The sequence below is a fragment of the Staphylococcus sp. SUC_1.2 genome, assembly GCF_026222585.1.
Map to the genome: position 1 here is coordinate 63794 of NZ_JANJPM010000006.1, position 15701 is coordinate 79494.

Sequence of the window (15701 nt, forward strand, 5' to 3'; positions counted from 1 at the left end):
ATTAATTAAATTGAACAACTTGTACATTCTTCAACACTTAATAATTTATTACGTGTATAGTATAAAGATTTCAATCCTTTGTGATGTGCGTATACGTATAATCGTGACAATTCACGTGTTGAAATTTCAGAATTAACATATAAAATTGTTGAAATCCCTTGGTCCACATGTGTTTGAATTGTTGAAATTAAATCTATAAGTTTCATTTGATCAGTATTAAATGCTGATTTATAGTACCACATTGTTTCAGGTGATAAGAAAGGCATTGGATAAAATGTTTCAGCATTTCCATACGTACGTCGTTCAATTTGATCTACGATTGGCATGACCGAACTAGTTGCATTCTGAACATATGAAATACTTTGAGTTGGTGCAATAGCTAATCGATAAGCATGATATAAACCATATTCTTGTACTTGTTGTTGTAATGATTTCCAGTCTTCTGATGTAGGAATGTGCATATTAGCAAATAATTCTTTTACTTTTTCAAATTGTGGCACGAACTCTTGTGATGTATAAAAATCAAAATATTTGCCACTTGCATAATCTGATTTATCAAAATCTTGATATGCTTCTCCACGTTCTTTAGCAATTTCCATAGAACGTTCAATTGAATAATAGTTCATCATCATAAAGAAAATATTAGCAAAATCTTTGGCTTCTTCAGATTCATAGCCAATTTTATTTTTCGCTAAATAGCCATGTAAGTTCATTACACCTAAACCTACAGAATGTAACTCATTATTTGCTTTTTTCACACCTGGTGCATTTTGAATATTTGCTTCGTCACTTACTACTGTTAATGCATCCATTCCAGTATGTACTGAATCTCTGAATTTACCCGTTTCCATTACATTCACTATGTTCAATGAACCTAAATTACATGAAATATCACGTTTAATTTCATCTTCAATTCCATAGTCATTAATAATTGATGTTTCCTGTAATTGGAAAATTTCAGTACATAAATTACTCATTTTAATTTGACCAATATTTGAATTCGCATGTACTTTATTCGCATTATCTTTAAACATTAAATATGGATAGCCTGATTGTAGTTGTGTTTGAGCAATCATATTCAACATTTCTCGTGCATCTTTTTTCTTTTTAAGAACATTAGGATTAGCTACAAGTTCATCATAATATTTTTCAATATCAATATCGTCTAATGTCACTCCATATTCTTGTTTTACAGTATGAGGTGCAAACATATAAAAGTCTTTACCTTCTTTAGCTAAATCAAAGAATTTAGATGGAACAATAAGACCAGTGGAAATTGTTGATAGACGTAAGTCTTCATCGGCATTTACTTTTTTAGTATCTAAGAATTCTTCAACATCATAATGGAAAATGTTTAAATATACTGCTCCAGCTCCAGGACGTTGACCTAATTGATCAGCATAACTAAATCCACCCTCTAATGCTTTTGCTACAGGTAATACACCTTTAGCTACGCCTTTAATACCTTTAATTGCTTCACCACGTGCACGTAATTTAGATAAATTGATAGCCACGCCACCACCAATTTTACTTAATTGTTTAGCAGTAGAATCTATGAAATTAATTGAGTTTAGACTATCATCAACTTCTAGTAAAAAACATGAAACAAGCTCTCCACGACGTGCGCGTCCTGCATTTAAAAATGTAGGTGTAGCAGGTTGATAACGTTGTTCAATCATCGCTAAAATAAATTGTTTAGCTTGTTCTTTATTACCATCTGCTAAATATAGAGCAACTATGGCAACATGTTGATTATAGTCTTCTAAGTACTTAGATTTATCATTTGTTTTTAAAGCATAATCTTTATAAAATTTGCTTGCAGACATATAACTAGCAAATTCAAAATTAATAGATTTTGCGAATTCGATAATTTCTATTAAATCTTCTTCGCTATACTTCTTAAATACATTAAAATAAAAATGATTATCTACTAAGTAATGTAAACGTTCAATTTCGCTATCAAAATAAATTGTTTTATCGCTAATTTCTTCTAAGTAAACGTTTAAAGCTTCTTGATCTTTCTCAAGATTAAAAAAGCCATTGTCTTTACGTTTAGTTACTTCATTGTTTAATTCAATATGATTGTACTTTTTCTCGTCCATAATCTTCATTGAAATGCCCCACCTTATCTCTAAATTCGATAACATCTTTATTTGTACCTTGAACCTCAAATTTCATTAATAAAGGCACATGGTATGTTTTAGAAATTGTTCGACCTGCTTTCGCAAAGTTTTGTCCCCAGTTACGATTACCACTAGCAGCAACAGCACGTATATAAGCATGATTAACTTCTAGAAAAGACTGTACTTCCTTAGGAACTTCACCAAAACCAATTGTACCTGTAACTAAAATATAAGGTTCTTCTATACTATCCTTACAATTGTCTTTATTGATTTCTAATACATTTTTAATTTCACTACGTTTTATAAATCTTCGTACATTTCCTGAAAAAGAGAAATAAACTACTTTCATAGGAACGCCCTCTTTCGACAATCTTATTAATTAAAAAGAAGTTCTCTTAGTCTTATAAGAAAACTTACTTTTAGAACGAATATCATTTCGTTAACTTAATCAAGTTAATACTACATATTGTGTTTCTAATTATTAATCTTTAAAAATCATTATTTATAAATCGTTCATGTAAATAGTGTAGATTCCGAAAAAACCAATCCAAATAAGTGTGAAATTGCTACTAAAATGAATTATTCATACAATCTTTCTATTTTCCTCAAACACAACATATTGTGTCTCAATTCAAAACCCAACACTATATTCTGTGTTTCATTATACATAAATGGTACCCTAATTAAAAGTTAATATTTGATGTCAAATGTTCGTGAAATCGGTTAAAGGTGCATCATAGCTATATTAAAAACTAAGAAAATTTTATTTTAGTTTTTTTAAGGTATTTCACTTGATTTTTTGCCTACCATTACTAAACCTTATTTATTCGGGATTTCTAGTACATAAGAATGTAAATCATAATATATTGTTAGCCATTTATTAAAAAAATAACTCATTTTTTTTATTAAAAGCCGAATAAATTTCTATTTTACGAATTAAAAATTTAGAGTATATTTAACCATATTAAGAACATATGTTCGTTATCATTATAGTTTTTCTTTTTTATCTTTGCAAGTACTTATGCATCCACAAATAAATTATGCTAATATATAGACGTTAAATTTTTATAAATGAGGAGATATACTTTGAATCCTAAGGTAAAAGGTATCATTGCTATTTTAATTTCTGCTATTGGTTTTAGTTTTATGTCTGTTTTTTTTAGACTAGCCGGAGACTTACCTGTATTTCAAAAATCTTTAGCAAGAAATTTGGTAGCCATGTTTATTCCATTATTTTTCATAATAAAATATAGGCAACCTATATTGGGTAAAATGAGTAGTCAACCCCTTTTAATGACTAGATCGACGTTAGGTCTTATAGGGGTATTACTAAATATTTACGCTATTGATCACATGGTGTTAAGTGATGCTGATACTTTAATGAAGCTTAACCCTTTTTGGACTATTTTATTAAGTTTAATATTTTTAAAAGAGAATATTAAAAGGTATCAAATTATAGCTATGTTAATTGCTATTTTTGGTATGTTATTCATTGTTAAACCAGAATTTTCTTCAACTATGTTCTCTTCTTTAGCCGGTTTATTCTCAGGTATCTTCGCTGCATCTGCATATACTTGTGTACGAGCATTAAGTAAACGTGAAGCACCTTATACTATTGTATTTTATTTTTCATTATTTTCAGTCATCGTTCTTATTCCATTTTCTATTGCAACATATGAACCGATGACAAAGTTACAAATTATATATTTATTAGGAGCTGGATTATCAGCGGCAGTAGGACAAATTGGTATTACATTAGCATATAGTTTTGCTCCAGCAAAAGACATTTCTATTTTTACGTATGCTTCTATATTATTTACTGCATTATTTGGCTTTATATTATTCGGAGAAATACCAGATTTCTATGCATTTATAGGTTATATCATCATTATTGGCGCTAGTTACTTTATGTTTGAAAAAGCACGTAGACAATCTAATACATCTAACAATTAGGAGGAAAATTATGACACAAGGTCGCAATAAAGAAGAATTACAAGATATTACATTATTAGGCAATCAAAATAATAAATATGAATTTGACTATACACCTCAAGTACTCGAAACTTTTGATAATAAACATCAAGGAAGAGATTATTTTGTAAAGTTTAATTGTCCAGAATTCACTTCTCTTTGCCCTATCACTGGACAACCCGATTTTGCTACAATTTATATTTCATATATACCAAATATAAAAATGGTAGAATCAAAATCACTAAAATTATATTTATTTAGTTTTAGAAATCATGGTGATTTTCACGAAGATTGTATGAATATTATCATGAATGACTTAATTGACTTAATGGATCCTCATTATATAGAAGTATGGGGTAAGTTCACGCCACGTGGAGGCATTTCAATAGATCCATATACAAATTATGGTCGTCCAAACTCTAAATATGAAAAGATGGCCGAACATCGTTTAATGAATCACGATATGTATCCTGAAAAAATAGACAATCGATAACATGTTTTTTAACTCCTTTTATTTTTACTAATGTAATATAAAAGGAGTCATTTTTATTCTAGATTTTTTTAATAAACTATTGCGATTTATTAAATTAAAGCGTATTTTAATATTATCGCTAAAATTTATAAAGATATAAGTTCATGAGCAATAAAAACTTTTATTTTTATAAGTTATTATATTTTATTTGACTGAAAATTCTAAAAATTTATATTTTTAAGAAATTCTTGTGAGATGTAATTGTACAATCTTATTTACATAGTAATCAGTCATATTAGGAAAGAAAGGAGTGGGATGTTAATGGCAACAAATAACTCCCATGAACAAACAATTCAATCAATACCACAGAAAGGATTTTTCGGTCATCCTAGAGGACTAGGTGTGCTCTTTTTCGTAGAGTTTTGGGAAAGATTCAGTTACTACGGTATGCGTGCGATGCTCATATTTTATATGTATTTCGCAATACACCAAAATGGATTAGGTATTGATCAAACTACAGCAATGTCGATTATGTCAGTATATGGAGCACTTATTTACATGTCTTCTATTCCTGGCGCATGGATTGCTGATAGAATTACAGGCACACGTGGTGCTACTTTATTAGGTGCTGTACTTATTATTATTGGACATATCTGTTTAAGTTTACCATTTGCTTTATTTGGTTTATTCTCATCAATGTTCTTTATTATTATCGGATCAGGTTTAATGAAACCTAATATTTCAAATATTGTAGGTCGTTTATATCCTGAAAATGATACACGTATTGATGCAGGTTTCGTTATTTTCTATATGTCTGTTAACTTAGGTGCATTAATTTCACCTATTATACTGCAACATTTTGTAGATATACGTAATTTCCATGGTGGCTTCCTTCTAGCAGCTATTGGTATGGCATTAGGTCTTGTTTGGTATTTGTTATTTAATAGAAAGAATTTAGGTAGTGTTGGAATGAAACCTACTAACCCACTATCTAAAGAAGAAAAGCGTAAATATGGAATGATTATCGGTATCATAGTAGCAATTGTGATTATCGTATTATTAGTTACATATTATACCCATACCCTTTCATTCGATTTAATTAGTAATACTGTATTAGTTCTTGGAGTAGCTTTACCAATCATTTACTTTACAACTATGCTTCGTAGTAAAGACGTTACCGATGTAGAACGTTCTCGAGTTAAAGCATTTATACCTTTATTTATTTTAGGTATGTTATTCTGGTCAATTCAAGAACAAGGTTCTAACGTTTTAAATATTTATGGTTTAGAACGTTCTGACATGCAACTCAACTTATTTGGTTGGACAACTCGATTTGGGGAAGCTTTGTTCCAATCTATCAATCCATTATTTATTTTATTATTTGCACCCGTTATTTCTATGATTTGGTTAAAAATGGGTAAAAAGCAACCTTCTTTAGCTATTAAATTTGGTATTGGTACATTACTAGCAGGTTTATCATACATTCTAATTGGATTAGTTGGTTTAGGTTATGGACATACACAATTCTCAGTTAACTGGGTTATTTTATCATATGTAATCTGTGTTATTGGGGAACTTTGTTTATCACCTACAGGTAATAGTGCTGCTGTTAAACTTGCACCTAAAGCATTTAATGCTCAAATGATGAGTGTATGGCTATTAACAAATGCTTCAGCACAAGCGATTAATGGTACATTAGTAAAATTAATTAAACCACTTGGTCAAACGAATTATTTTATTTTCTTAGGTACCGTTGCTATTGTTATTACTCTTATCATTTTAGTTTTCTCACCTAAGATTACAAAAGCTATGAAGGGTATTCACTAATTAAATACAAAATAGTAAAAAGTACTTCTAGTTATGACATCTAGAAGTATTTTTTTACTTATATATTTAAAATTATAAAATTCAGGGTAAATATTTATAATATAATTTTAAATGAAAGTAGGTTTAACTATGGAGCAACAGTATAATCATGGGGTATTATTTTACCATGAACATAGCGGGCTTAAAGATATATATGATGGATTGGGAGAAGTCGCTAAATCACTAACTCAGTTATGTAAGCATCTTTCAATACAATTAAGTGAAAATGAGGGTGACATTGAAAGATATTGTAAAGAAATAAAAGATCATACTTATAGTAATGATATTGATATCGTTTTTATATTGGGAGGAGACGGTACAGTTAACGAATTGATTAATGGTGTGATGAAATATGATCTAGATCTTCCTATAGGTATTATTCCAGGAGGAACATTTAATGATTTTACTAAAACATTAAACTTAAATCCTGACTTCAAAAAAGCTAGTGAGCAATTGTTGTCTTCACATATTGAGTCATATGATGTTATGAAAGTAAATGATAATTATGTACTTAACTTTGTCGGACTAGGACTTATTGTGCAAAATGCTGAAAATGTTCAAGAAGGACGTAAAGATATCTTTGGAAAATTAAGTTATGTTGGTTCTACTGTAAAAACACTCATGAATCCCGAACATTTTGACTATACATTGACAGTAGACGACAAAGAATATAAAGGAAATACGTCTATGCTAGTGATAGCAAATGGACCTAATATTGGTGGCAGTCGCATTCCACTTACAGATCTTTCTCCACAAGATGGAAAGTTAAATAGTTTTATATTTGAACAACAAAGTTTTAGTATTTTAAACGATATTTTCAAAAAAAGAGATAGCATGAATTGGAATGAAATTACCGAAGGAATTAATCATATTCCAGGTTCTCACATAACATTACGCACTGAACCAAATATGAAAGTAGATATTGATGGAGAAATTAATTTAGAAACACCTATCACCATTGATGTGTTACCTAAAGCAATCAATATCCTTACTTTTTCGAATGATGAGAAATAACAACTATATCATAATCAAAAGGTATGTATGAATGCTTCAAGCTTCATACATACCTTTTTACTTTAATTATTATTTAAAAACATTGCTTCTACATCTTTCCAGCCATTCACTCGTTTAAAACGTGTTTCATTTATATTATGTGCAGCCGTAAAGATAATAGGTTCTCCTTCAAAAATTTGAAGCTGACGAGGATTATCATCTATTAAATAATCTGTTTTAACAATATTTTTTCTTCCACAAAAAATAAAATGCTGTGGATCTAAAAATGGAAAATATTCTAGTAACCATTCATATTTATCATGAAATGAGGTGGGTACATCCATTGCTGCTGTAGCAATATATACATCATAATGCTCATTAAGTTTTTCTACCACCTCTTGAGCATGTGGTATCACTTTAAGATGTCTAAAAAACTCTGGCGCTCTTAAAATATCTCTTACTAACCCATCATGTTCAGGAATCACATGGTTTAATTTCTGACCATGTAACGATTCCATTGTAATTCCTAATTTAGTTTCAATATTAACTGCTTCAATAATTGCACCTAAAGTATCTGCTAATACTTCATCCATATCTATTGCTATAGATTTACGTGCCATGCTATCACTTCCTTAGTTATCTTTTGCACATTTTCAAAGTATAGCAAAAAACCTTTAATTCGTCATGAATCGCAATTAAAGGTTTTTCCTTAGTTTAATAATTAAATTGTTTTAATACTTCAATCATTTTATTATTTTGTTCTTCAAATCCAATTGTAATACGTACTCCATTAGGAAAAGGTCTAGTGATACAGCCAACGTTTAATAATTCATTATACAATGCTTGTGGCTTATCTGTTACTACAAATACAAAGTTCGTTTGACTAGGTAAAAAGTGTTTACTTTGTTCAATGTTATAGAACTTTTCACGTTCTTTTGCATTTTTTCTAGTAATCTCTTTTAAATAATCTTGATCTTCTAATGCTGCAATCGCTGCATATTCTGAAATTCGTGTCACATTAAATGGTGGACGAATGATATTCCATTTTTCAATGGCTTCATTTGTTGCCACAACATATCCTACACGTAAACCTGCTAATCCATATGCTTTAGAAAATGTTCTTAATAAAAATGCATTATCAAAGCGTTCTTGTAGTTTTAATGTATCAGGATAATCTTCAGCAGTGACGAATTCGAAATATGCTTCATCAATTAAGACTGGCACATGACTTGGAACACGTTCCAAAAATGACTCTAATTCATCATGACTAAAATATGTACCTGTAGGATTATTAGGATTACATAACCATACTAATGAGGTATCAGAATTAACCTCTTTTAAAATTCCTTCCAAATCAAATCCGCCATTTTTTAACGGTACTTTTACAACTTTAGCTGATTCAACAATCGCATTATGATAATATTGTCCAAAAGTAGCTTCACTTGTCACAATTTTATCTCCCGGTGTTAAAACTGCTCTAGAAATCATGAGTATTACTTCATCTAAACCTGCGCCAAATAAAATTCGAGATTCATCAACATTTAAATGCTTACTAATTGCTTTTCGTAATGATGGAGAGCCTGTTTCCGGATAGTAAAATAATTCATCTAAGTGAGCCTCAATTGCTTCTTTTACACGAGGTGATGGTCCATATAAATTTTCATTCGATGCTAGTTTATATAACTCACCTTCTATACCAAATTTTTCTTTAAGTGCTTGCGGTGATAACCCAGGTTGATATGCCGATAATTGTTGTAATTGTTTTTTCATTTATGATCACTCCTATATAAATTAAGTTACTTTCCTTTTTCACTTATTAATTAAAATAGTACCATAAATTATCGATTTATACTTTATGTGTTAAAAAGCTCATAGATAAAATGTATCTATGAGCTTTTTACAAATTTAATGTGCCAATCCTTCTTTTTCTAAATATTGTTTAGCAACTTTATATGGATCTTCATTTTTCACTGTCACTTTATAATTCATTTCTTGCATTTGTTCATCCGTAATTTTATTTGATAATTGATTTAAAGCTTTTTTAATTTCCGGATGTTCTTTTAGAAACTTTTCTTTAAACATTGGAGCACCTTGATAAGGTGGGAAAACATGTTTATCATCTTTAAGTACTACCATATCATATTGTTTTAATTCAGCATCTGTAGAATACGCATCAATAAGATTAATGTCACCTTTCTCTACTGCCGTATAACGTAGTTTAGGTTCCATTTGTTTAATATTAGAAAGATTCAAGTTATATTTTTTAGCTACTGCTTTATAACCATCATCTCTATCTTTAAATTCCATAGTAAATCCTGGTTTAAGTTGACCTTGTACTTTACGTAAATCACCAATTGATTGTAAATTATATTGTTTAGCAAAATCTCTTTTAACAGCTAACGCATAGGTATTATTATATTTCATTGGTTTAAGCATCGTCATATCATATTTTTTCTCTAAACTTGCTTTAGCTTGGTGATATACATCAGCTTCTTTTTTAGATTTTAGATCCTCTTTAGTAAGTTCTCCTAGTACTGTACCTGTAAATTCTAAGTACCCATCTATATCGTCTGATTTTAACGCATTAAATAAGAATGAGGTTTTACCCATACCACTTTTAACATTAACTGTATCATGTGTTTCCTCTTCAATTAATATTTTATACATATTCGTAATAATTGAAGGTTCAGAACCTAATTTTCCTGCCATAGTAATCGTTGCACCTTTTTTACCAAAGAGTGGAACAACAATAACAAGTAAGATAATTAATAGAATAATACCTAGTGTAATAAGAAGTTTTTTATAAGATAATTTCGCCATATAACGCAATATAAAATCAAATAAAATAGCTAATAATGCAGCTGGAATAGCGCCAATCAATATAAGTGCTGTATTGTTACGATCAATGCCTAATAAGATCAAATCCCCTAATCCACCTGCTCCAATTAATGCAGCTAATGTAGCTGTACCAATAATAAGCACCATAGCTGTACGTATACCTGCCATAATGACTGGCATTGCAATAGGTAACTCGACTTTAGTTAAACGTCGCATTGGTTTCATACCGATACCTTTGGCTGCTTCTGTTAGAGAAGGCTCTACTTCTTTAATACCTGTATATGTATTTCTTAAAATAGGTAATAGCGCATATACTACTAATGCAATAATTGCTGGAACTTTTCCTATACCAAAAATTGGAATCATTAATCCAAGTAAAGCAAGGGATGGAATAGTTTGTAATACCGCTGCAATATTCATTACAACTTCAGATAAACGCTTTGTTTTAGTTAAAGCAATACCAAGTGGTACTGCAATTAAAATTGCGATAAATAAAGCAATAAAAGAAATTTGTATGTGCTCAAAAATTGTTCTTAGTAATTCTCCTCTACGATCATTGAGCGTTGTTAAAAATTCGTTCATGCTTTAACCCTCCTTATCATTTTTAGATAGATAGTCAAAAACATCTTCTCTTCTTAATAATGACTGTGTTAAAGCATGATTATTTTCTACAATGACTGCTTCATGTTTAGCAAGTATCTCGTAAGTATCTTGAAGTTTCATACTATCTTTTATAATTGGGTATCCTTGTTTTTCGTCATATTCAGTAAGTGTTCTTGTAAGATTTAGATCGGAGATTTTTGAATTATTGATATCTTTATGTAAGTGATCGCCCATAAACTCTCGAACAAATTGATTTTTAGGATGCTCTTGGAATCCTTCAGGTGTGTCAATTTGTTCAACACGACCATCATTTAATAAACAAATACGATCTCCTAATTTCATTGCTTCTTGTATATCGTGTGTTACAAAAATAATTGTCTTTTTAATTTTCGTTTGTAATTCTAATAAATCATCTTGTAATTTTTCTCTACTAATGGGGTCTAACGCACTAAAAGGTTCGTCCATTAATATTACTGGAGGATCAGCTGCTAATGCTCTTACCACGCCTACACGTTGACGTTGTCCTCCCGATAATTCATCTGGTTTACGATCTCGGTATGTATTTGGATCTAATCTAACCATATCTAATAATTCATCTACACGTCGATGAATATCTTTGTCTTTCCACTTTTTCATTTGAGGAACTTGTGCGATATTTTCTTTAATCGTCATATGTGGAAATAATGCGATTTGTTGTAGTACATATCCAATATCCCAACGCATCTCATAAACTGGATAATCACTCACTGGCTTATCTTTAAAATAAATGTATCCTTCACTTAACGGTATTAATCGATTAATCATTTTTAAAGTAGTTGTTTTTCCACAACCTGAAGGTCCGATTAAAATAAAAAATTCTCCTTCATTAATCTTAAAACTCACATCATCAACTGCAACATTCGTTCCATAACGTTTTGTTACATTTTTAAACTCTATCATCTTGTCACCTTCATTTCCTTCACATCACTATAAAATTTATATTGCTTATTTTCTATTAAATCATGTTTATTGATAAATTCATACTTAATAGATTTAAATACTAATTATTTTTTAACAATAAAAAATAAAACAACTTAAAACATTTTTCTAGCTTCTAAGTTGTTTTATTAAGTCATATTTAATTTTTTGTTAGATATTCGTTTTATATGATTGGATTGTTTCAAGAAATTTAGGACAATAATGTTTTAACTTATAGCTTCCTACACCATCTATCGCAATCATTTCTTGTTTAGATTCTGGTTTACGTTTAGCAAACTCTTCCAATGTATAGTCAGAAAAAATACTCACAGGCGCAATATTCAACTTTTCACTTAATTGACGGCGAACTTCTACTAATTCACTATATAAAGCACGATCAACGCCTTCTATTGTATTAATGAAAACTTTTTCCTTACTTTTATGTTTAAATGGCGTCGTATACACTGTGACATCATTATTCAATAATTCTTTCACACTTTCATCACACGTTAGAATTTCATTATATTCATTTAAAAAGCCTTTAAACCGTAACTCATCAATTAAATGACTTAACTCTGAAGTAGTATAGTCTTTCATCAATCCATGTGTTGTAAGTTGATGATAATGATTGTATTTAATATAATCACTTAATTCTCCACGTAACACTTGAATAATAACATGATAGTTTTCTTGTTGACGCATGCGTGCGATACAACTAATAATCATTTTTGCTTCATTGGTCATGTCATAAGTTTTATTTTGTTGAATGCAATTACTACATTGACCGCATTCCTCTAGACGCGCATTCGGTTCAAAATAATGTACAATTGTCGCTTCTAAGCACTTTTTCGTTTTAGTATACTGAATCATTTTAGTTAGTTTCTCGCCCATTTTATCTTTATAATCATCATCTGCTTGCGAAACAGTAATAAAATATTCATGTAATCCTTTATCTCTTTCACTAAATAATAAAATACATTCACTTTTTAAGCCATCTCGTCCTGCACGACCCGCTTCTTGATAGTATGATTCAAGATCTCCAGGCATGTTGTAATGAATAACATAACGAACATTAGATTTATCAATACCCATTCCAAATGCATTTGTTGCGATAACAACTTTAATACGATCGTATACAAAGTCATTTTGAGCTTCTTCTCTTTCTTTATTTGTTAAACCTGCATGATAAATAGCAGAAGCAATATTTATAGATTCTAGAGATTCTTGTAATTCTTCTACTTGTTTACGTGTAGAACAATAAATAATACCTGCTTGATCTTTATGAGCTTTAGCATATTCAATAACAAATTTTTGTCTTTGATATGTTGAATTTACTTTAAAAATGAGATTACGTCTTTTGGTACTTGTTTTAATTCCATCTTCTTTTTGGATATTTAATTTTTCCATAATATCCTGTTGAACTTCGGCCGTGGCTGTAGCTGTAAGAGCTACAATCGTAAAATCTTGAGGTAGTGTAAACACTTTATTTATGACGCTTTGATAACTCGGTCTAAAATCATGTCCCCATTTTGAAATACAGTGAGCTTCATCAAATGCAATTAAGTGAATGTCAATTTGACTAAGCAAGTTTAAAAAATAGTTACTTTCAAAACGTTCAGGTGCCACATATAAAAATTGAATGTCACCAGTTATTAACTTATTTTCAATCTCAGATTGTTGCTTTTTATTTAGACTACTATTTAGATAGGCTGCTTCGATACCCATTGCTTTTAACTGATCCACTTGGTCTTTCATTAAAGAAATCAATGGGCTTATTACTATCGTTGTACCACCTAACATTAAACCAGGTACTTGATAACATATTGATTTACCACCACCTGTAGGCAAGACACCTAATACATTATGATGATTTAATATTTTAGAAATTATCTCTTTTTGACCTGGTCTAAACGTATCATAACCAAAATAATGTGACAAAGTTGCTTCCATACTTACATTCCCCTTATTGCTCTTTTATTTCTTCTAATTCACTCCATCTCGTGATGTCTACATCATATGATTGCTCTAGATGTTCTTTTTCTTCATTTAATTCTTTTATTTTAGCGTAATCAGTGCTCGCTTCTACCATTTCAGCATCAATCTGCTCTAGTCTATGTTCTGTCGTTTCAATACGTTCCATTAGAGCTTCATATTCACGTTTTTCTTTATAAGACAGTCCCGTTTTTTTACGAGCGTTTGATTTAGTTTTAGGTTGTTGAGCTTGTTTTTCAAGTGTATCCTGTCGATCTTTTTCTTTTTTATAGGCCTCATAATCTTCGAATGTTCCAATAATACGTTCTAATTGGCCACCGTGAATATACCAATATTCTTGTGCTACTTTATTTAAAAAATAACGATCATGACTTACAGTAACTACTGATCCTCCGAAGGTACTAATGTAGTCTTCTAAAATTGTTAATGTTTCAGTATCAAGATCATTGGTTGGCTCATCAAGTAACAGGACATTAGGTTGATGAACAAGCAATCTCAATAAATATAATCGTTTTTGCTCTCCACCTGATAATTTATAAATCTTTTTACCATGAGTAGCACTCGGAAATAGAAATCGCTCTAACAATTGAGTAACTGAAACTGAAGTGCCATCTTTTTCTTTTGCCACTTCACTTTCTTCTCTCAAATAGTCAATCATACGTATATCTCTATCCAAAGTTTCTTCTGTTTGTTTAAAATAGGCTATTTTTACAGTTTGCCCAACTTTTAATTCTCCAGAATAATCAGTATCATCTTGATTTAAAATATTTAACATTGTCGTCTTCCCTGCACCATTTGGTCCAACGATACCAATTCTTTGACCACTTTGAATAATTTCTGTTACATCTTTGAATAATATTTTATTTTGAATCTTTTTCGTTAAATGGTCTAACTCAAATACTTGTTTGCCTAATCTAGAATAAGCAAGATTGAGTTGACCTTTATCTTTTTGATGATGAGATTGAACTTCTGACTCCAAATCATTAAATCGATTAATTCGAGCTTGTTGTTTTGTCGTTCTTGCTTTTGCGCCTGTACGCATCCATGCAAGTTCTTGTTTATAAAGTGCCTTTTGTTTTTCTTGTTGTTTTTGTTCAATCACTTCATTTTCAGCTCTCATTGCAATGTAATCTTCATAGTTTCCTGGATAAGATTTAAGTTTTCCTCTATCTAATTCCACAATACGTGTAGCAATCTCATTTAAAAAATAGCGATCGTGTGTAACAAATAAAACTGTATGTGGATATTGCTTAACATAGTTAATTAACCAGTTAATTGATTCAAAGTCTAGATGGTTTGTAGGCTCATCTAGCAATAACAAATCAGGTTGTTCTATAAGTGTCTTAGCTAAGACAACACGTTTTTGTTGTCCACCTGATAATTCTTTAATTTTTTTAGTCGTATGATTAATACCTAATTTTGATAAAATAGTTTTAATTTCAGCATTGTAATCCCATGCATGGTGTTGATCCATAAGTTCTTGAGCTTCCATCATTTTTTTAAAATTCGCATCGTTTTGATGTTCTGTATATATAGTCACAGCTTCTTCATATGTTTTAATAATACGTAACGTATCTGTATCGGAACTTAGAACAGCTTGAAATACTGTCATATCACCATCTAAATTTTGCTTCTGTGAAGAATAACGAATGCGATACTGATTAGGATGAGTTATATCGGCTGAAAAATCTTCATCTAAACCACCAATGACTTTTAATAAAGTACTTTTACCAGTACCATTTATACCTACAAGTCCAATTTTTTCATGTTCAGAAATAGAGAGATTTAAGTCATCAAAAATAACTTTATCCGCATATGATTTATTTAGTTGTTCTATTTTATACGCTTCCATATTTTTACTTCCTTTTTAATATCGAAATTTCAAT

12 protein-coding genes are annotated in these 15701 nt (G+C 30.2%); 4 read left to right on the plus strand and 8 right to left on the minus strand.

The features are described from left to right. Positions 1-5: 5 nt before the first annotated feature. Together nrdE and nrdI are read right to left on the minus strand one after the other, a co-directional pair. Positions 6-2111, minus strand: coding sequence for a class 1b ribonucleoside-diphosphate reductase subunit alpha (nrdE, locus tag NR218_RS03490; RefSeq protein ID WP_019834938.1), 2106 nt, complete (start codon positions 2109-2111; stop codon positions 6-8). Beyond that, positions 2074-2472 carry a class Ib ribonucleoside-diphosphate reductase assembly flavoprotein NrdI gene (nrdI, locus tag NR218_RS03495; RefSeq protein ID WP_265883252.1) on the minus strand — a complete coding sequence of 133 codons (399 nt, stop codon included), beginning with the start codon at positions 2470-2472 and terminating at the stop codon, positions 2074-2076. Before nrdI ends, nrdE begins: the two co-directional genes overlap by 38 nt. A gap of 737 nt (positions 2473-3209) precedes the next feature. On the opposite strand from nrdI, the gene NR218_RS03500 reads away from it, so the two are divergent. The 4 genes from NR218_RS03500 (at position 3210) to NR218_RS03515 (ending at position 7446) form a co-directional block, all read left to right on the plus strand. After that, positions 3210-4076, plus strand: coding sequence for a DMT family transporter (locus NR218_RS03500; RefSeq protein ID WP_070508327.1), 867 nt, complete (start codon positions 3210-3212; stop codon positions 4074-4076). 10 nt (positions 4077-4086) lie between these two features. Then, the gene (gene queF / locus NR218_RS03505; RefSeq protein ID WP_002449091.1) at positions 4087-4587 is read left to right on the plus strand and encodes a preQ(1) synthase; all 501 of its coding nucleotides are present in this window, start codon (positions 4087-4089) and stop codon (positions 4585-4587) included. Positions 4588-4887: 300 nt separating this feature from the next. After that, positions 4888-6393, plus strand: a complete 1506-nt coding sequence (locus tag NR218_RS03510; RefSeq protein WP_017175947.1) for an S-Cys-Gly-3M3SH uptake peptide MFS transporter — start codon at positions 4888-4890, stop codon at positions 6391-6393. 129 nt (positions 6394-6522) lie between these two features. Beyond that, positions 6523-7446: a diacylglycerol/lipid kinase family protein gene (locus tag NR218_RS03515; RefSeq protein WP_017175948.1), complete on the plus strand. Its 924-nt coding sequence runs from the start codon at positions 6523-6525 to the stop codon at positions 7444-7446. 62 nt (positions 7447-7508) lie between these two features. Here NR218_RS03515 and NR218_RS03520 read toward each other — a convergent pair whose 3' ends face one another. From NR218_RS03520 to NR218_RS03545, 6 genes are all read right to left on the minus strand, one after another. After that, positions 7509-8045, minus strand: coding sequence for a 5' nucleotidase, NT5C type (locus NR218_RS03520; protein WP_017175949.1), 537 nt, complete (start codon positions 8043-8045; stop codon positions 7509-7511). 94 nt (positions 8046-8139) lie between these two features. Continuing rightward, positions 8140-9195 carry a histidinol-phosphate transaminase gene (gene hisC, locus NR218_RS03525; RefSeq protein WP_019834936.1) on the minus strand — a complete coding sequence of 352 codons (1056 nt, stop codon included), beginning with the start codon at positions 9193-9195 and terminating at the stop codon, positions 8140-8142. 135 nt (positions 9196-9330) lie between these two features. After that, the gene (locus NR218_RS03530; RefSeq protein WP_019834935.1) at positions 9331-10845 is read right to left on the minus strand and encodes an ABC transporter permease/substrate-binding protein; all 1515 of its coding nucleotides are present in this window, start codon (positions 10843-10845) and stop codon (positions 9331-9333) included. A gap of 3 nt (positions 10846-10848) precedes the next feature. Next, on the minus strand, positions 10849-11805 hold the full coding sequence (locus NR218_RS03535) for an ABC transporter ATP-binding protein (RefSeq protein ID WP_019834934.1): 957 nt from the start codon (positions 11803-11805) through the stop codon (positions 10849-10851). A gap of 189 nt (positions 11806-11994) precedes the next feature. After that, a complete protein-coding gene (gene recQ, locus NR218_RS03540) occupies positions 11995-13773 on the minus strand; it encodes a DNA helicase RecQ (RefSeq protein WP_019834933.1) in 1779 nt (592 codons plus the stop codon). 13 nt (positions 13774-13786) lie between these two features. Further along, on the minus strand, positions 13787-15667 hold the full coding sequence (locus tag NR218_RS03545) for an ABC-F family ATP-binding cassette domain-containing protein (protein WP_048681244.1): 1881 nt from the start codon (positions 15665-15667) through the stop codon (positions 13787-13789). Between the last annotated feature and the right edge of the window lie 34 nt (positions 15668-15701).